Raw genomic sequence first — 16,417 nt, 5'->3', positions numbered from 1 at the left:
TAACAATGGTAGTAGGAGATTTCCCAATTGAATTAGATACAGTCGTTGTTGGTGCAGGTCCTGGTGGATACGTTGCGGCAATTCGTGCAGCACAATTAGGTCAAAAGGTAGCAATCATTGAAAAAGCTAACCTTGGTGGCGTATGCTTAAACGTTGGATGTATTCCTTCAAAAGCGTTAATCAATGCAGGTCACCGTTATGAGAATGCAATGCATTCTGATGACATGGGTATCACTGCAGAGAACGTAAAAGTTGACTTTACAAAAGTTCAAGAATGGAAAAACGGCGTAGTTAAGAAATTAACTGGCGGTGTTGAAGGCCTTCTTAAAGGTAACAAAGTTGAAATCATTCGCGGTGAAGCTTACTTCGTAGATGCTAACACATTACGCGTAATGACTGAAGATGCAGCACAAACTTATACGTTTAAAAATGCTGTTCTTGCAACTGGTTCTACACCAATCGAAATTCCTGGATTCAAATACTCTAAACGTGTTATCAACTCTACAGGCGCTTTAAGCTTACCTGAAATTCCTAAAAAACTTGTTGTAATCGGCGGCGGTTACATCGGTATGGAATTAGGTACTGCATATGCTAACTTCGGTACAGAAGTTACTGTAGTAGAAGCTGGCGACGAAATCTTAGCTGGTTTCGAAAAAGCAATGAGCTCTGTTGTTAAACGTGCTCTTCAAAAGAAAGGTAACGTAAATATCCATACAAAAGCTATGGCTAAAGGCGTTGAAGAAACAGAAACTGGCGTAAAAGTTAGCTTCGAAGTTAAAGGTGAAATCCAAACTGTAGAAGCAGATTACGTATTAGTAACTGTAGGTCGTCGTCCAAACACTCAAGAAATCGGTCTTGAGCAAGTTGGAGTTAAAATGACTGACCGCGGTATCATCGAAATCGATGAGCAATGCCGTACAAACGTACCAAACATCTATGCAATCGGTGATATCGTTCCTGGACCACCATTAGCTCACAAAGCTTCTTACGAAGGTAAAGTAGCTGTTGAAGCAATTAGTGGCCATGCATCAGCTATCGATTACATCGGAATTCCTGCAGTATGCTTCACTGATCCAGAATTAGCATCTGTTGGTTACACTAAGAAACAAGCTGAAGAAGCAGGAATGACAGTAGCTGTATCTAAGTTCCCATTCGCTGCAAACGGTCGTGCGTTATCATTAAACAGCACTGACGGTTTCTTACAACTTGTAACACGTAAAGAAGATGGTCTTCTTGTAGGTGCACAAGTTGCAGGTGCAGGCGCTTCTGATATTATCTCTGAGATTGGTTTAGCTATCGAAGCTGGAATGACAGCAGAAGATATCGCTCAAACAATCCATGCTCACCCAACATTAGGTGAAATCACAATGGAAGCAGCTGAAGTTGCTCTTGGAATGCCAATTCACATTGTAAAATAATTTAAGTAATGTAAATAACCCATCTCTTATTTAAAGAGATGGGTTATTTTTATTTTAATATAATGGCTTGCAAGGTCTTTATATGTACTTGTCGAATGAATATATATAATACTTTAAATGAATCGTCAGAACATACGTTAATCCAAAAGCAGTATATACTTTCATATAATATGTAATTGATTCAAACTTAATCCCATATATTAATAAAATAGAGCATGTCAAAGGAGAAGGTTCCATGAGAATATTACATGTTATATTTTATCATTTTCTATTATGGAGTGGTTTTTCCATCGTATTAACATTATCGAATGGTGATAAGTTTCATTATAAAGTAATTCTCTTTTTCGTATTTCTTTATTTGGCATATGTGATTGCATGTTTTGTATTACACGTAAGGAAACAGGCATTATTCCTTACGTGTTCAAATTGCATACTTTTTTTAATCATATTCTCTATTTTTTAAATTAACGTTTATAGAAATACATTGTTCTTCCATTAAATAATTGTAATTCTCCTTCCAATTTCTTCGCTAGAAAACGGCTAAATTCATTTGCTTTTCCTTTATCGCCAAATGTTGCTGTGGTGGGTAAAGAAATCTGTATGAAAGATTGTTCCTTTTTTATTCCAATCCCCACATAAATAGAATTATATCGGTCGTGACTCGATTGGAGCTTTAATGTTGTTGCTGATGTATCTAATATTTCATAAGGAAAAGCTGTATTTGTATAGGCGTAATTAATTTGATCACCAGTCTTGGAAGTAACGGTTTTATAGTTATGAAAAAGATGTTTGACATCCTCTATTGAAACAGATTGTTGATTGGATTTAGGTACAAGTGTGATAAAGGCGTGTTGCATACAAATTTACCCCCTTGTTTAGTAGAATAATATCATTCTACATCCTACTGAATTTTTTGACAATTAAAAGGAGTATTACTTTTTTTGTTTAATATATTATTGAGTAGGAAATGTTATTGAGAAAGGTGGAAACTGATGTTTGAAAAATTGTATGATGAGCATGAAAGTGTGAAGGTACGATTTTTAGGATTTATGACGCATGATACACGTTATGATTTTGGAGTTATTTATACAAATATGTTTTTTGGAAAGCCACTTATTGTTTGTATGCAAACAGGGAGATCTACTTTGCTTGGACGAGATGATGTGGAAAATGTTCCTTATATACAAGAAACTTTTAAGTTAGGGTCGGAAGAGGAGGCAGAGGAGCTAGCTCAGTTTTTTAAATTTCTTGTTCCGTCTACTTCTTTGCATGCGGAGTATGAAGAATAATTAACAAGAAACAGTCGTACGTATGAGATATGACTGTTTTTTTGTGTTAATATCGCATACTAATTTAATTTTAAAATATTTAATGTGTTATACTAAAAACCTATTGACGTAAAAAGTATAACATATTAAAATAAAGACAGAAAGTTAAGCGGTTACAAAAAGTTTTTGGGATTATAAACTTAGGGGGAAATGAAAAATGGGAACAATCGTATGTCAAGATTGTGAAGGTACAATTGCACACTTCGAAGATGAGAAAGTAACGGTACTTTACGGGAAATGTGGATCTTGCGGATGTGATCACACAGAGCATACAAAAGCCCAATAATTGATAGGAAATGGACAGCTAAAAGTTTTTAGGACCATAAACTTAGGGGGAAATGAAAAATGGGAACAATCGTATGCCAAGTATGTGAAGGAACAATCGGACATTTTGAAGATGAAAAAACGACAGTGCTTTACGGGAAATGTGGTACAAATTGTGAATGTGCTAATAGAGACAATGCGAAAGCTTAATTATAAATAAGTAGATTATTATTAAAACTCAGGGGGAAATGAAAAATGGGAACAATCGTATGCCAAGTATGTGAAGGAACAATCGGACATTTTGAAGATGAAAAATCAACAGTACTTTATGGGAAATGTGGATCTCATTGCGAATGTGACCAAAAGGAACACTCAAAAGCTTAATAATGAAGAAAAAACGCCTACACATGTAGGCGTTTTTTTAATAGATTGTAGTTGTATGTCCGACTGTTGCAACGATTGCATCATCTCTAATTGGAATAAATCCTATTGATGTTTGTGGTGTGCTAGGCGAACTGTAGTGGCTCATAATACGACTATCGATACGAGTAATAGTATCAGTCAAGAAAGCCGAAATAAATGCATAAGGGACTCGTCGTTCATTTAATGAGTAGATAATTTCCTCTTTTGTTTTTACACCTACGCCATGTCCGTAAAAAAAGAAATTTCCTAAATAGATTGTGTTTTCTCCTTGCCACTCGATTGTAGCTGGATTCACTTGTGGATTTTTAAAGTAAACGAGATCGCCTGGAACAAGATCGCCACCCGTTTTTGTTATGAGCTTTAAATCATGATCATAGTCCCATGTATAAAGTAAAAGGTTTGCAAATAGCCGGTTGAAAGTTTTTTCCTCATACAATGATAGTAATGCTTTGTAAAAAATAATTATCATAGCGGTTGCGCATTCAGTTCCATATAGTTTTCCGTTTTTGAAAATATCTTGGATGGCAATGGAAGGCGGTATGTTTGGAAGTAGTTTAAATCCGCCAAGTGATGTTCTTTCCCAAAACTGAGTGTTGCAAAAAGATTGTTGAAATGTACGAAACTGAAATCCACTTTGAAAAAGTTCTAGCGCGGAAGTAATAATGTTAACTCGTAAATTAAGATCAAAGCTGAGTTCATCAGCTGTTCGGAAGGAATAAACTTCTTGATTTCCTGCCATTATGGATAAAATTTGTTGTTTCTCAGCTGCAAAGGGCTCATATTCATTTGTGATATAAGGATGTACAATAGAACGGCCTATTACAATCATAATAGTATCCCCACCTATACGTTACATTCTTTAATATCGTATGAGAAAAGGAAAAAAAGGTGAAAGAAAAGCCTATCAACTGATAGGCTTGTACTCTTTAATAACACGTAATGTTTGTAACGTCATATCTTCGGGTCCTTGTACAGGTAACCCTGCTTCTAAATTTTTACGAATATACTCTAAGTTTTCTTGTGTAATAATTTCCCCCGGAGTAAAGATTGGAATCCCTGGCGGATAAACCATAACAAAATCAGCTATTATACGACCTGCTGCGTTTTCAAATGGAATGACTTCCGTCTCTGAATAAAAAGCATCTCTAGGAGAGAGTGCTAGCACAGGTATTTCTGGAATGTCTACTTGTACTTGAACACCTTTATCTACTCTATTTCTGTATGTTGTTGCTAAATCTTGTAATGCTGTGATAAGTGTATCAGTTTCACTTTCGGTATCTCCAAAAGTGATAAGACAAAGTATGTTATATAAATCAGAGAGTTCTACTTCAATGTTGTAATGTTCTCTAAGCCATACTTCAGCCTCATGGCCAGTAATACCTAAATCTTTTACAGATACAATTATCTTTGTAGGATCATAGTTAAAAGTAGCATCTGTTCCTAGCATTTCTTTTCCAGGACAATAAAGATGCTCAATAGCATTAATAGCATCACGAACATGTTCAGCTAATTGTATTGTTTGTTCTATGAGAACTTTTCCTTCTGTAGCAAGACGTTTTCTAGCAACATCAAGGGATGCTAACAAAATGTAAGAAGTTGATGTTGTCGTAAGCATGCTAATAATGGATTGGACATGCTTTACGTTCACAAGGCCTTCTTTTACATTAAGAATAGAGCTTTGGGTTAAAGACCCTCCTAATTTGTGAACACTTGTTGCTGCCATATCTGCACCTGCTTGCATAGCCGAGATTGGTAGTTCATCATGAAAATGGATATGAACACCGTGAGCCTCATCAACAAGTACAGGAATATCATAAGAATGAGCTAATTTTACAATCTGCTCTAAATCTGCAGCAAACCCAAAGTATGTTGGATTAATAACAAGTAAGCCTTTTGCATCTGAGTGCTCTTCGAGAGCTTTTTTGACAGACTGCATTGTGATCCCGTGTGAAATACCAAGCTTCGGATCAATCTCAGGATGCATGAAAATCGGTTTTGCACCTGAGAAAATAATAGCTGACATTACAGATTTATGCACGTTTCGTGGCACGAGGATTTTATCGCCAGGGCCGCAAACGCTCATCACCATTGTCATAATTGCACCACTTGTACCTTGAATAGAAAAGAAAGTATGATCTGCACCGAAAGCAGCGGCGGCTAAATCCTGAGCTTCTTTAATCATACCTTTTGGATGATGTAAATCATCGAGTGGCGCAATGTTAATTAAATCAATTGCTAATGCATTATGCCCAATAAATTCGCGAAATGTTGGATCCATGCCCTGTCCTTTTTTATGACCTGGAATATGGAATTGAACGGGATTTCGCTTACTGTGCTCAACTAAAGCGGTAAACAATGGTGTTTCGTATTGGGACAATCTATACACCCCTTCTTCTTCGTAATATTTATTAGAATTTGTTTTATATGATTTCATCTCATTCTAAAAGGAATTTAAGATGACTAACTTTTAGAACGTGACTTGTTTTCCTGCCATTCACAAAAGCTTTTTTGGGGATGGTAGTCTCACTTTACTTTCTATAAAACAAAAGCATTATATCACCAATAATTATAGATGTATAGAAAAATCTCATTTTCAAGGTGAGTATGTTTAATGGTTATATTTTAAATACCGCAAAGAGGAAGACAATTCCATTGAAATGGATAAATGGTGTATAATGCAGAGTGGCTATAGTGAAGAATAAAAGGTTCTTTTAAAGGTAGCATAATGAAAAAAGAAAGAATACTGAATGAGGTGCAAAAATGGAATATCAATATCCACTTGATTACGATTGGTCAAATGAAGAAATGGTAGCAGTTGTAAAGTTTTATGAAGCGATTGAAAAGGTATATGAAAAAGGAGTTTTGAGAGAAGACTTGATGGAATTATATCGTCGTTTTAAAGAGATTGTGCCATCGAAGGCAGCGGAGAAAAAAATTGATAAAGAATTTCAAGAAGTAAGTGGATATTCTATATATCGTGCGATTCAAAAGACAAAAGAAGTAGCGGAAAAAAAGATTGTAAAAATGTAAAAATATTTTGAAAAATAAAATACAAAGTGCTATAATGTGATAACAACTAAAAACGGACAATATAAATTGTCCGTTTTCTACTATCGATTTATCGATTAGAGATCGCATATAAAGGAAGGAGTGATTGCATCGTAGATTCAATCTTAGCAAGGAATTGTTCGTTGGTCATTGCTGAAAACTCCTCTGGTGATATATGAATACCAACTAATAATTCTGCTTTTTTCACAGTAGCTAAACGTTCAATCATCTTTTGTAAGTCTTCCGTTTCAAGCGTTTTATGTAATTTTACACCTGGTTTAGTATGGTCAATGGACCAAACGAAGTCATTTGGAATATTCGTTTTTAAATCATTTAAATGTTCTAAGAAGGCGTGAGCCGTCTCCACTTTTTGTGGACACTCATAGATTAAACCAAAGTATATGAAAGCGTGAGTACCCCATAAACCAATTTGAAAATGTGGTAACATTTTATATCCACGTTTATTTGTTGAAAAAGCAACCCAAGTATCGTTTGGTGGATTGACTTTGCGGCGTGCGTGTTTGGCTACATGGTAGAAAAAGTTTTCATCGGTTTGTTTTGATAAGTATTCTGCAAACTGTTCCCCTAAAGCTTCTAGCTTAGGATGAATATTCGTTTTAATTGCGCTCATTCGTTCTTCAAGACCATCAACAGTAAAAACTTCAAAATCAGTTGATGTGAATGTTTGTAGTGGCATGATTGTTCCTCCAACTCCTATTTTGTTTTATTTTAGCATAGCTTGTACTATTCATAAAAAAAACAGCACAAAAAAATTTTAATAAAAAAATATAATTTTGTTGCATAGATGATTTATCCAACATAGTATAGTATAAAACAAAAAATCAGAAAATTGAATCAATTCTAGTCCGAGGGCAAACGAATATTGGGAGGAGGCAAATAATATGAGACAGGTGATTAATGCGTTAAAGAGAACAGATGCTGAAAAAAGAATTCCGGTGCTACGTTTGGAGCTAGATTATGAATTAGCAACTTTATATGATGCAATGATGGAGAATGACAAACAGAAAAAAGAAGAGTGCGTAGAAAAATTAGAAGTGTTAAGACTTGAAATGATTCGTTTAGAAGCGTAATAATAGTATATGAATAAAAAATTAGTTGGTGCGAACCTTATAAAGGGTTCGTTTTTTCTGTGAACAGTATAGATCGGAGTGTTTAAACATGCACGAGATATGGAAAGATATTGATACACACGCAAAACAGTGGATTCGAGAAGCGGGAGAACGTTTAATGGGATCGCTGAAAAAAGCACTTATTATAGAAACAAAATCTAATGCAGCGGATTTAGTAACAAACATGGATCGAGAGACGGAGCGGTTTTTAATTGGGAGAATTAAAGAAACATTCCCGGCCCATAATATTTTAGGAGAAGAAGGCTATGGAGATGAAATCACTTCTTCTAATGGGGTTGTTTGGTTAATTGATCCAATTGACGGCACGATGAACTTTGTTCACCAAAAAAGAAATTTCGCAATCTCAATTGGAATTTATGAGAACGGTATCGGAAAAATTGGCCTTATTTATGATCCAGTTCATGATGAATTATATCATGGGATAAAGGGAGAAGGGGCCTTTTGTAATGATTTACCTATTCCCATGCTAGAAGAAGGAACAATAGAACAGGGAATTATAGCTCTAAATGCGATATGGCTTACTGATAATCCATTGCTGAATACGAAAAAAATGATGAGGCTTGTTAAGAAAGCAAGAGGAACGAGGTCTTATGGTTGTGCTGCGCTAGAAATGGTATATGTTGCAACGGGAAGATTAGATGCGTATGTAACACCGCGTTTATCGCCATGGGACTTTGGCGGGGGACAGATTATTGTAGAAGAAGTTGGCGGGAGAGTAACAACCTTCTCTGGAACTCCTCTTTCTATCATAGAGAAGAGCAGTGTGTTAGTTGCAAAACCAGGAGTATACGAAGAGTTATTACCATTTGTATCGCAGTAACAAAAAAAGTAAGAGGCTATAAAAGAAGCTTCTTACTTTTTAACGTTATTGCGATTTACGCATTTTTCTTTTTGTTACAAAACCGTATCCAACTGTAACAAATGTGCCGATAATGCAAATGATAACACCGATGGGACTATTTTCAGCAATCATAATACCGATACCAATTAAGAAAATAACACCGATAATTGCAGTTAATAAAAAGCGATATTGAATGTGTTCCATTTCTTCACCCTCCAATCTCATTTTACTTTCACAAAAGTAAGAATACAACTATATTTTCATTCTTGATTTTATTTTGATTGCCATAGTATCCCCTTCGCTCTTATAATAGAGAAGGATTAAAAAGACATTAGGAGTTGGACATGTTGAAAAAACGACAAGATTTACGAAATATAGCAATTATTGCCCACGTTGACCATGGTAAAACAACACTTGTTGACCAGTTATTACGTCAAGCGGGGACTTTCCGTGCAAACGAACACGTTGAAGAACGTGCAATGGATTCGAATGATCTAGAAAGAGAACGTGGTATTACAATTTTAGCAAAAAATACGGCGATTCACTATGAAGATAAACGAATTAACATTTTAGATACACCTGGTCACGCTGACTTCGGTGGAGAAGTAGAACGTATCATGAAAATGGTTGATGGTGTTCTACTTGTTGTTGATGCATATGAAGGTTGTATGCCACAAACACGATTTGTTTTAAAGAAAGCTCTTGAGCAAAACTTAACGCCAATCGTTGTTGTAAACAAAATTGACCGTGACTTCGCTCGCCCTGATGAAGTAGTTGATGAAGTAGTTGACTTATTCATCGAACTTGGTGCAAACGAAGATCAATTAGAGTTCCCAGTTGTATTTGCATCAGCAATGAACGGAACAGCAAGCTTAGATTCAAATCCAGCAAATCAAGAAGAGAATATGAAATCATTGTTTGACACAATCATTGAACATATTCCAGCACCAGTTGATAATAGCGAAGAGCCACTTCAATTCCAAGTAGCGCTTCTTGATTACAATGACTATGTTGGTCGTATCGGGGTTGGACGTATATTCCGTGGTACAATGAAAGTAGGACAACAAGTTGCATTAATGAAGGTTGACGGAAGTGTAAAACAATTCCGTGTAACTAAATTATTTGGTTATATTGGATTAAAGCGTCAAGAAATTGAAGAAGCAAAAGCTGGAGATTTAGTAGCTGTTTCAGGTATGGAAGACATTAACGTAGGTGAAACGGTATGTCCGGTTGAGCATGAAGAGGCTTTACCATTATTACGTATCGATGAGCCAACATTACAAATGACATTCCTTGTAAATAACAGCCCATTTGCAGGTCGTGAAGGTAAATTCATTACATCTCGTAAAATTGAAGAGCGTCTTCGTTCACAATTAGAAACAGATGTAAGTTTGCGTGTAGATAATACAGATTCTCCTGATGCATGGATCGTATCTGGACGCGGAGAATTACATTTATCTATCTTAATTGAAAACATGCGTCGTGAAGGTTATGAACTACAAGTATCTAAGCCTGAAGTAATTATTAAAGAAGTTGATGGCGTAAGATGTGAGCCTGTAGAGCGCGTACAAATCGATGTACCTGAAGAATACACAGGTTCTATTATGGAATCTATGGGTGCACGTAAAGGTGAAATGTTAGATATGGTGAATAACGGAAACGGTCAAGTTCGCCTTACTTTCATGGTTCCAGCACGTGGTTTAATTGGTTACACAACAGAATTCTTAACATTAACTCGTGGTTACGGTATTTTAAACCACACATTCGATTGCTACCAACCAGTACATGCTGGACAAGTTGGTGGACGTCGCCAAGGTGTTCTAGTTTCACTTGAAACAGGAAAAGCATCACAATACGGTATTATGCAAGTTGAAGATCGCGGTGTAATCTTCGTTGAACCAGGTACAGAAGTATATGCTGGTATGATTGTCGGAGAACATACACGTGAAAATGATTTAACAGTTAACGTTGTAAAAATGAAACAACAAACTAACATTCGTTCTGCGACGAAAGATCAAACTTCAACAATGAAAAAACCACGCTTAATGACTTTAGAAGAGTCATTAGAGTACTTAAACGAAGACGAGTACTGTGAAGTAACTCCAGAATCAATTCGTCTACGTAAAAAGATTCTTGATAAGAGCGAGCGCGAAAGAGCTGCTAAGAAAAAGAAATCTGTAGAAGCGTAAAATAATAAAACAGCTACCTTTGATAAAGGTAGCTGTTTTTTATTATGTATATTTTTTGGAATATTTACTCTTTTTTTGTGGACAGTATTTTTTTCGCGGGTTACTCTTGTATTAAGTACATAAAGAGTTTTTATTTTTTATGAGGAGGGGGATAAATAGTGTTAGAAAGAATGTCGTTTTTTGCGAAATTGTGTAAAGTTGACGAAAATCCAGAACTAGGGATGTGGTTACTGTATGGCATCATTATCATATTAAGTGCGCTTGTGTATAACTTGGGATTCGCAAGAAAACTGTCGATAATAAAAAATATAGTGATATACATATCATTAGCGATTGGATGTACGGTTTTAACGTTCTTTGCAGTTTTTTTACCTGTGGGGGAGGGGCTTGTTGTAGCGGCAATTGTACTTGGAATTTATAGATTACGTTTACATCAAGCGAAACAACAAAAAGCAGGGTGAAAAGGGGGAGCTTCATGCGCTCGGTACAAGATGCACTATATAATTGGTTAACAATTAAAACTGTTGCGGAAGCGCGTCCAGATGATAGCGCTGCACAAGAAACATATGTATTATTTCGAGATATGATATATGAAGAGCATAAATTACGAAATGTAGAAGTGGAAAAGAACGAGGAAATGTATTTAATTACATATGAAATTGATGGAGAAATAAGGTGTGCAAGATTTCCAGTAGAAGCAATTGATTGTTTTTTGGATCAGATGAATCGTGAACCAGAAAAATACAAATAAGTCCTTATCTATATGATTAAGGACTTATTTACGGTTTACCAATCGTCTTCTACTTTTTTATCACGATATAATCGGAAATTACCACTTGCATGGCGTTCCATAGTACGCTCTGCAATGCGTTCCGTACATTCCATGCACATATATGTATGAATAGGGCGATTACGCAGTTTTTTTGCCATAGGATTTTCGTCATCTAACACATCTTTTTTATCACAAATCATACATCTGACTCTCATTTCGTCACCTCAATACGAATTCTATCAGTATAAGTATATCATGGAAGCATAATGTTTTTGAATAATAGCAGGAAAAAATAATATTTTCGCAATTCGAAAAATAAGTTATGATAGGGATATAGAAAGATTATTTGGAGGTGGAGATATGGCGAATGTAGTAGAGCCTACATTGACAGATGATTTAGTACAATCGTTACGTAAAGAGTGTATCGTTATGGTAGCAACGACAGATTTCGAAAAACAAATTCCTAACGTAAGTGCTATTTCTTGGGTATATGCAGTGAGTGAAACTAGTATTCGATTTGCGGTAGATCAACGCTCACGTATTGTGGAAAATATACGGCGCAATATAGGGGTAGTATTGACTATATTGGCGAATGAATCCGTATTTTCCATATGTGGTGAAGGTGAAATTTTAACAGATAGAATGGAAGGGATTCCTCTAAAATTAACTGTAATAGAAGTGAATGTGCAAGAAGTTCGTGATGTTATGTTTTATGGAGCCAAACTTACTACAGAACCAGTATATGAAAAAACATATGATCTTCGAGCTGCGAAAAAGCTGGATAATCAAGTGTTGGTAGGAATGAAAGAGTTATAAATGGGATGAATAGGAAAGTCGTTCATTAACTTTTGTAATCGAGTATTGAGATTTAATGTGAAAAATAATAATTAAAAGTAATATATTGAATAGAAATGAATAAAAAATAAAGAAAAGGTTTAATTTCTATGAATTTCGATTCTACCTCGTTTATACGTTACATATAATTATAACAATGGTTCGTCCATATTTTATGGATGAAACCCTTGTTCTACAAATTTAAAAGTGGAGTCAGGGGGTAACAGGTTGGATAAAATTTATGTGTTAGATACGAATGTACTTTTGCAGGATCCTTTATCTATTTTTTCATTTGAAACAAATGAAGTAGTGATTCCAGCAGTTGTATTAGAAGAGGTTGACTCGAAAAAACGTTATATGGATGAAGTAGGACGAAATGCTCGTTATGTGTCTAAGTTAATAGATAAATTTCGCGAAATAGGAAAGCTGCATGAAAGTATTCCGTTAGAAAACGGCGGTACATTTCGTATTGAATTAAATCATCGCTCATTTGTTCAACTGCAAGATATTTTTGTAGAAAAAACAAATGATAATCGAATTTTAGCGGTAGCGAAAAACCTATCTTTAGAAGAACAAGAAAAAGAGGACGGGAAGTCTGTTATTTTAGTAAGTAAAGACGTGCTCGTAAGGGTAAAAGCTGATGCAATTGGTTTGAAGGCTGAAGATTATTTAAGTGATCGAGTAATTGAAGTGGAAAATATATATTCAGGGTTTTTAGAAGGATATATATCAAAAGAACAGTTAGACTATTTTTATGAAAAAGGTGAACTACCTTTATCTGAAATCGCAAATCATCCTTTTTATCCAAATCAGTTTGTTGTAATGAAAGATGCGCTAGGGGGCTCTAGTTCTGCACTTGGGATTGTGGATCATTTAGGTAAGAAGGTAAAGAAACTTATTTTTCACAATGAGCAAGTGTGGGGGATACGCCCACGAAACGTGCAGCAAATTATGGGATTAGAATTGTTGCTTCGGGAAGATATCCCGCTCGTAACGTTAACAGGGAAAGCCGGTACAGGAAAAACGTTACTTGCATTAGCTTCGGGGCTCATGCAAACGGAAGATTTAGGGTTATATAAAAAGCTACTTGTTGCGAGACCAATCGTTCCAGTAGGAAAAGATATCGGTTATTTACCAGGAGAAAAAGAAGAAAAATTAAGACCGTGGATGCAGCCGATCTTTGATAATCTAGAGTATTTATTTAATACGAAAAAGCCTGGAGAGCTAGATGCTATTTTAGCTGGAATGGGTTCGATTGAAGTAGAGGCGCTTACCTATATACGTGGGAGAAGTATTCCAGACCAGTTCATTATAATTGATGAGGCACAAAATTTAACGAAGCATGAAGTAAAGACGATATTAACAAGAGTAGGCGAAAAAAGTAAGATTGTATTAATGGGAGATCCTCAGCAAATTGATCACCCGTATTTAGATGAATATAATAATGGCTTAACATATGTTGTAGAGAAGTTTAAAGAGCAACGTATTAGTGGTCATGTAAAGTTTGTTAAAGGAGAGCGTTCTAATTTAGCTCAACTAGCAGCGGATTTATTATAAAAAGGAGTGGGCCTCAGCTCACTCCTTTTTTGCCTTTTAATTATACAATTTAAATGATAGTAAATTTACGGATGTTACGAATCGGATTTTGTCTATTAGATCCATCGTGGAAATATAGATGAACAGGCCCGTCTTCTCTTAATGGTTTACCTTCTTTTGAAAAACCGAGAATTGCTTGATTGGCTGTTTCTAACGGAAGTGTAATCAAATTGTCTGTAGTTTCAATTTCGACTTGAGTAGCACATTCTAAAATTTCAGCATTTTTAAGAAATGGCTGAAGTGGTATGCCAAATGTTCCGTTAATAAGCTGTTCTTTTTTATATTTCTTTACGCTTTGTTGGATTGGCGGGAAGGCAGCGCCATCACGGATTTCGCGATCCCAATGCTCTGAAGTATGTTTTAAGTATGTTTCTAATTCGGATGATTCTTCTCTAGTTTCATCAAAGTAAGTTGTCAAATCTAATTTTCGATCATCAAAAATCCAAACAGTTGGATCGATAGTGATTGGAAAACGTACTTTTCCGTTAATAAATAAAATTTCGCTCATTGTTGTTCCCCCATTTGTGTTATACTCCCACTTTTCAGTATAATAGTATTAGACACTGTTGTCACAAAAAATGTTTCTATTGCAATTTATTAAAACTATCGCTAATATTAATAGATATGAGAGAGTAGGACGGAAACGGAGGGAATCAATTTGGCGTCTGAGACAGTATCAAATCATCAGGAAAAGGCACTAGCCCTTCTACAAGCGGATGCAGAGAAGATTTTAAGACTTATTAAGGTACAAATGGACAATCTTACAATGCCGCAATGTCCATTATATGAAGAAGTTTTAGACACACAAATGTTTGGACTATCCCGCGAGGTCGATTTTGCGGTTCGCCTTGGTCTTATTGCAGAAGAACAAGGGAAAGCAATGTTAGGAGAGCTCGAACGTGAGTTGTCTGCACTTCATGAAGCATTTACAAACAAACAACAATAACGGGTTCAAATAAGGGGGCTCAAACTGAAATAGTTTGGGCTTTTTATTTGTATAATAAAGCAGGAAGAACCTATATACATATGGAATACAACAATAATTAAATTGAAACAGAAAGAGGAAATGAAATGAAAAAAGTATGGAAATCAATGGATTATTCATTATTACTTCCTCTTGTTATCTTATGTGTGTTGGGAGTTATAATGGTATATAGTTCTAGTTCCATTGTTGCGATTTCGAGGCATAACTGGCCAGCAAATTACTTTTTTAAAAAACAATTAATTGCTCTAGCTATTGGAACGATAATGTTAGCGATTATCGTTGCTATTCCTTATAAGTTGTGGAGAAAGCGAATAGCTTTGATTGCAATGGGAATAGGGAGTATTGGTCTATTATTAGCAGCCTTGATTTTCGGTAAGGACGTAAATGGTGCAAAAGGATGGATATTAGGTATACAACCAGCTGAGTTTGTGAAAATAACGGTTATTATTACGTTAGCAAACTTTTTTGCTAAGAAACAAGAAACGCAAACACCTTTTGTACAAGGGATAATTCCTCCTCTAGCTGTTGTCGGTGGATCGATGGGATTAATTTTACTTCAAAATGACTTAGGGACCGATATACTAATAGGTGGAACTGTACTGATTATGTTCTTTTGTTCAGGAGTTAATGTTAATTTAAGTATAAAGCGATTCCTCTTAACGTCTATAATATGGATTCCAGCGCTATATTTTATTGGGAATTATAAGTTAAGTCCATACCAAAAAGCTCGCTTTTCAGTTTTTCTTGATCCATTTAACGATCCTCAGAATGATGGGTTTCAATTAATAAATTCTTTTATTGGAATTGCTTCAGGAGGGCTAAATGGTCGAGGATTAGGAAACAGTGTACAAAAATATGGATACTTACCAGAACCGCAAACAGATTTTATTATGGCAATTATATCTGAAGAGCTTGGTTTTATAGGTATAGCTGTCATTTTGATCTGTTTACTACTCATTATTATTCGTTCATTTAGAATTGCACAAAAGTGTAAAGATCCGTTTGGAAGTTTAATTGCAATTGGAATTGCAAGTTTGTTTGGAGTTCAAACTTTTATTAATGTCGGTGGTATGTCTGGGTTAATACCACTTACAGGGGTACCATTACCGTTTGTAAGTTATGGTGGTAGTTCTTTATTAGCTAATCTGCTTGCAATGGGTATACTGTTAAATATTGCTAGTCATGTAAAACGACAAGAGAAACTACAGAATGAAATGAATACAGAAATAGGGCAAGGTGGACCACATCTTGTTGTTGTAAAATAAAAAGCACACTGGGATGAAGAACTCAGTGTGCTTTTTATTTCGTTCATTTTTAATGTGATATACTATTTCGTCATATCGATTAAAGGTATATCACATTAAAAATAATGTGATATACAATAAGGTTGTTAGAAAAGGAAGAGGTATGCTATACTATTTTTGTGAAACAAATTGATCAGAAAACTTATCATTTGTTGAAAAATAAGGTATGATGGATAAAAATAAAGTGAAGCTTTCTAAGTATAATATAATGTAGAAAGTGAAGAACTTCACGCTCTTTAGAGTGTGTATGTATTTTATCTCTAG

Annotated in this window: 23 protein-coding genes; 16 read left to right on the top strand and 7 right to left on the bottom strand. The window is 35.3% G+C overall.

Going from position 1 to position 16,417, the window contains the following annotated elements:
- Positions 1-5 precede the first annotated feature (5 nt).
- Entirely contained in the window at positions 6-1,418 is a 1,413-nt protein-coding gene (lpdA, locus tag LUS72_RS19660) for a dihydrolipoyl dehydrogenase (protein ID WP_061678278.1), read from the top strand.
- A gap of 235 nt (positions 1,419-1,653) precedes the next feature.
- On the top strand, positions 1,654-1,881 hold the full coding sequence (locus LUS72_RS19655) for a hypothetical protein (RefSeq protein WP_002088334.1): 228 nt from the start codon (positions 1,654-1,656) through the stop codon (positions 1,879-1,881).
- 1 nt (position 1,882) lies between these two features.
- On the opposite strand, the gene LUS72_RS19650 is transcribed toward LUS72_RS19655, so the two are convergent.
- Positions 1,883-2,275: a DUF1885 family protein gene (locus tag LUS72_RS19650; protein ID WP_097830876.1), complete on the bottom strand. Its 393-nt coding sequence runs from the start codon at positions 2,273-2,275 to the stop codon at positions 1,883-1,885.
- Between the two features lie 135 nt (positions 2,276-2,410).
- Here LUS72_RS19650 and LUS72_RS19645 point away from each other — a divergent pair, with 135 nt between their 5' ends.
- The 4 genes from LUS72_RS19645 to LUS72_RS19630 all read left to right on the top strand — a co-directional run bounded on the left by LUS72_RS19645 (position 2,411) and on the right by LUS72_RS19630 (position 3,394).
- Positions 2,411-2,707: a DUF3055 domain-containing protein gene (locus tag LUS72_RS19645; protein ID WP_000462037.1), complete on the top strand. Its 297-nt coding sequence runs from the start codon at positions 2,411-2,413 to the stop codon at positions 2,705-2,707.
- A 196-nt stretch (positions 2,708-2,903) separates the two neighbouring features.
- Positions 2,904-3,032, top strand: coding sequence for a GapA-binding peptide SR1P (locus tag LUS72_RS19640; protein WP_000536778.1), 129 nt, complete (start codon positions 2,904-2,906; stop codon positions 3,030-3,032).
- Positions 3,033-3,091: 59 nt separating this feature from the next.
- The gene (locus tag LUS72_RS19635; protein WP_000536808.1) at positions 3,092-3,220 is read left to right on the top strand and encodes a GapA-binding peptide SR1P; all 129 of its coding nucleotides are present in this window, start codon (positions 3,092-3,094) and stop codon (positions 3,218-3,220) included.
- 45 nt (positions 3,221-3,265) lie between these two features.
- Complete coding sequence (locus LUS72_RS19630) at positions 3,266-3,394, top strand: GapA-binding peptide SR1P (protein ID WP_000536797.1); 129 nt, start codon at positions 3,266-3,268, stop codon at positions 3,392-3,394.
- Positions 3,395-3,431: 37 nt separating this feature from the next.
- Here LUS72_RS19630 and LUS72_RS19625 read toward each other — a convergent pair whose 3' ends face one another.
- The gene (locus LUS72_RS19625; RefSeq protein WP_097830877.1) at positions 3,432-4,262 is read right to left on the bottom strand and encodes a protein-glutamine gamma-glutamyltransferase; all 831 of its coding nucleotides are present in this window, start codon (positions 4,260-4,262) and stop codon (positions 3,432-3,434) included.
- 75 nt (positions 4,263-4,337) lie between these two features.
- Complete coding sequence (gene speA / locus LUS72_RS19620; RefSeq protein ID WP_141533250.1) at positions 4,338-5,810, bottom strand: arginine decarboxylase; 1,473 nt, start codon at positions 5,808-5,810, stop codon at positions 4,338-4,340.
- A 383-nt stretch (positions 5,811-6,193) separates the two neighbouring features.
- Here speA and LUS72_RS19615 point away from each other — a divergent pair, with 383 nt between their 5' ends.
- Positions 6,194-6,463, top strand: coding sequence for a UPF0223 family protein (locus LUS72_RS19615; RefSeq protein ID WP_097830879.1), 270 nt, complete (start codon positions 6,194-6,196; stop codon positions 6,461-6,463).
- Between the two features lie 88 nt (positions 6,464-6,551).
- Here the strand turns inward: LUS72_RS19615 and LUS72_RS19610 are convergent, their stop codons facing one another.
- Complete coding sequence (locus tag LUS72_RS19610) at positions 6,552-7,178, bottom strand: YktB family protein (RefSeq protein ID WP_071746873.1); 627 nt, start codon at positions 7,176-7,178, stop codon at positions 6,552-6,554.
- A 205-nt stretch (positions 7,179-7,383) separates the two neighbouring features.
- Between LUS72_RS19610 and LUS72_RS19605 the strand changes: the two genes are divergently transcribed.
- Both LUS72_RS19605 and LUS72_RS19600 read left to right on the top strand, forming a co-directional pair.
- Positions 7,384-7,572: a hypothetical protein gene (locus tag LUS72_RS19605; RefSeq protein ID WP_001250167.1), complete on the top strand. Its 189-nt coding sequence runs from the start codon at positions 7,384-7,386 to the stop codon at positions 7,570-7,572.
- 88 nt (positions 7,573-7,660) lie between these two features.
- Complete coding sequence (locus LUS72_RS19600; RefSeq protein ID WP_097830880.1) at positions 7,661-8,452, top strand: inositol monophosphatase family protein; 792 nt, start codon at positions 7,661-7,663, stop codon at positions 8,450-8,452.
- A 45-nt stretch (positions 8,453-8,497) separates the two neighbouring features.
- On the opposite strand, the gene LUS72_RS19595 is transcribed toward LUS72_RS19600, so the two are convergent.
- A complete protein-coding gene (locus LUS72_RS19595; protein WP_071746871.1) occupies positions 8,498-8,677 on the bottom strand; it encodes a DUF5325 family protein in 180 nt (59 codons plus the stop codon).
- A gap of 140 nt (positions 8,678-8,817) precedes the next feature.
- On the opposite strand from LUS72_RS19595, the gene typA reads away from it, so the two are divergent.
- From typA to LUS72_RS19580, 3 genes are all read left to right on the top strand, one after another.
- Positions 8,818-10,662 (top strand): translational GTPase TypA, encoded by a 1,845-nt coding sequence (typA, locus tag LUS72_RS19590; protein ID WP_071746870.1) that lies wholly within the window; start codon positions 8,818-8,820, stop codon positions 10,660-10,662.
- A gap of 158 nt (positions 10,663-10,820) precedes the next feature.
- Complete coding sequence (locus LUS72_RS19585) at positions 10,821-11,123, top strand: YlaH-like family protein (protein ID WP_097830881.1); 303 nt, start codon at positions 10,821-10,823, stop codon at positions 11,121-11,123.
- Positions 11,124-11,137: 14 nt separating this feature from the next.
- Complete coding sequence (locus LUS72_RS19580; protein WP_097830882.1) at positions 11,138-11,413, top strand: hypothetical protein; 276 nt, start codon at positions 11,138-11,140, stop codon at positions 11,411-11,413.
- 35 nt (positions 11,414-11,448) lie between these two features.
- On the opposite strand, the gene LUS72_RS19575 is transcribed toward LUS72_RS19580, so the two are convergent.
- Positions 11,449-11,649: a YlaI family protein gene (locus LUS72_RS19575; RefSeq protein ID WP_264448060.1), complete on the bottom strand. Its 201-nt coding sequence runs from the start codon at positions 11,647-11,649 to the stop codon at positions 11,449-11,451.
- A 145-nt stretch (positions 11,650-11,794) separates the two neighbouring features.
- Between LUS72_RS19575 and LUS72_RS19570 the strand changes: the two genes are divergently transcribed.
- Both LUS72_RS19570 and LUS72_RS19565 read left to right on the top strand, forming a co-directional pair.
- Entirely contained in the window at positions 11,795-12,250 is a 456-nt protein-coding gene (locus LUS72_RS19570) for a pyridoxamine 5'-phosphate oxidase family protein (RefSeq protein ID WP_097830883.1), read from the top strand.
- A gap of 246 nt (positions 12,251-12,496) precedes the next feature.
- A complete protein-coding gene (locus LUS72_RS19565) occupies positions 12,497-13,825 on the top strand; it encodes a PhoH family protein (RefSeq protein ID WP_000358083.1) in 1,329 nt (442 codons plus the stop codon).
- 49 nt (positions 13,826-13,874) lie between these two features.
- Here LUS72_RS19565 and LUS72_RS19560 read toward each other — a convergent pair whose 3' ends face one another.
- Positions 13,875-14,372, bottom strand: a complete 498-nt coding sequence (locus LUS72_RS19560; RefSeq protein ID WP_097830884.1) for a hypothetical protein — start codon at positions 14,370-14,372, stop codon at positions 13,875-13,877.
- A 150-nt stretch (positions 14,373-14,522) separates the two neighbouring features.
- Here LUS72_RS19560 and LUS72_RS19555 point away from each other — a divergent pair, with 150 nt between their 5' ends.
- Entirely contained in the window at positions 14,523-14,810 is a 288-nt protein-coding gene (locus tag LUS72_RS19555; RefSeq protein ID WP_000135698.1) for an Fpa/YlaN family protein, read from the top strand.
- Positions 14,811-14,935: 125 nt separating this feature from the next.
- A complete protein-coding gene (gene ftsW, locus LUS72_RS19550; protein ID WP_097830885.1) occupies positions 14,936-16,114 on the top strand; it encodes a putative lipid II flippase FtsW in 1,179 nt (392 codons plus the stop codon).
- Positions 16,115-16,417: the final 303 nt, after the last annotated feature.

It is taken from the genome of Bacillus cereus (assembly GCF_025917685.1).
GTDB lineage: Bacteria > Bacillota > Bacilli > Bacillales > Bacillaceae_G > Bacillus_A > Bacillus_A cereus_AT.
Note: the sequence above shows the minus strand (reverse complement) of the source record. Positions and strands in the feature narration are given on the sequence as shown.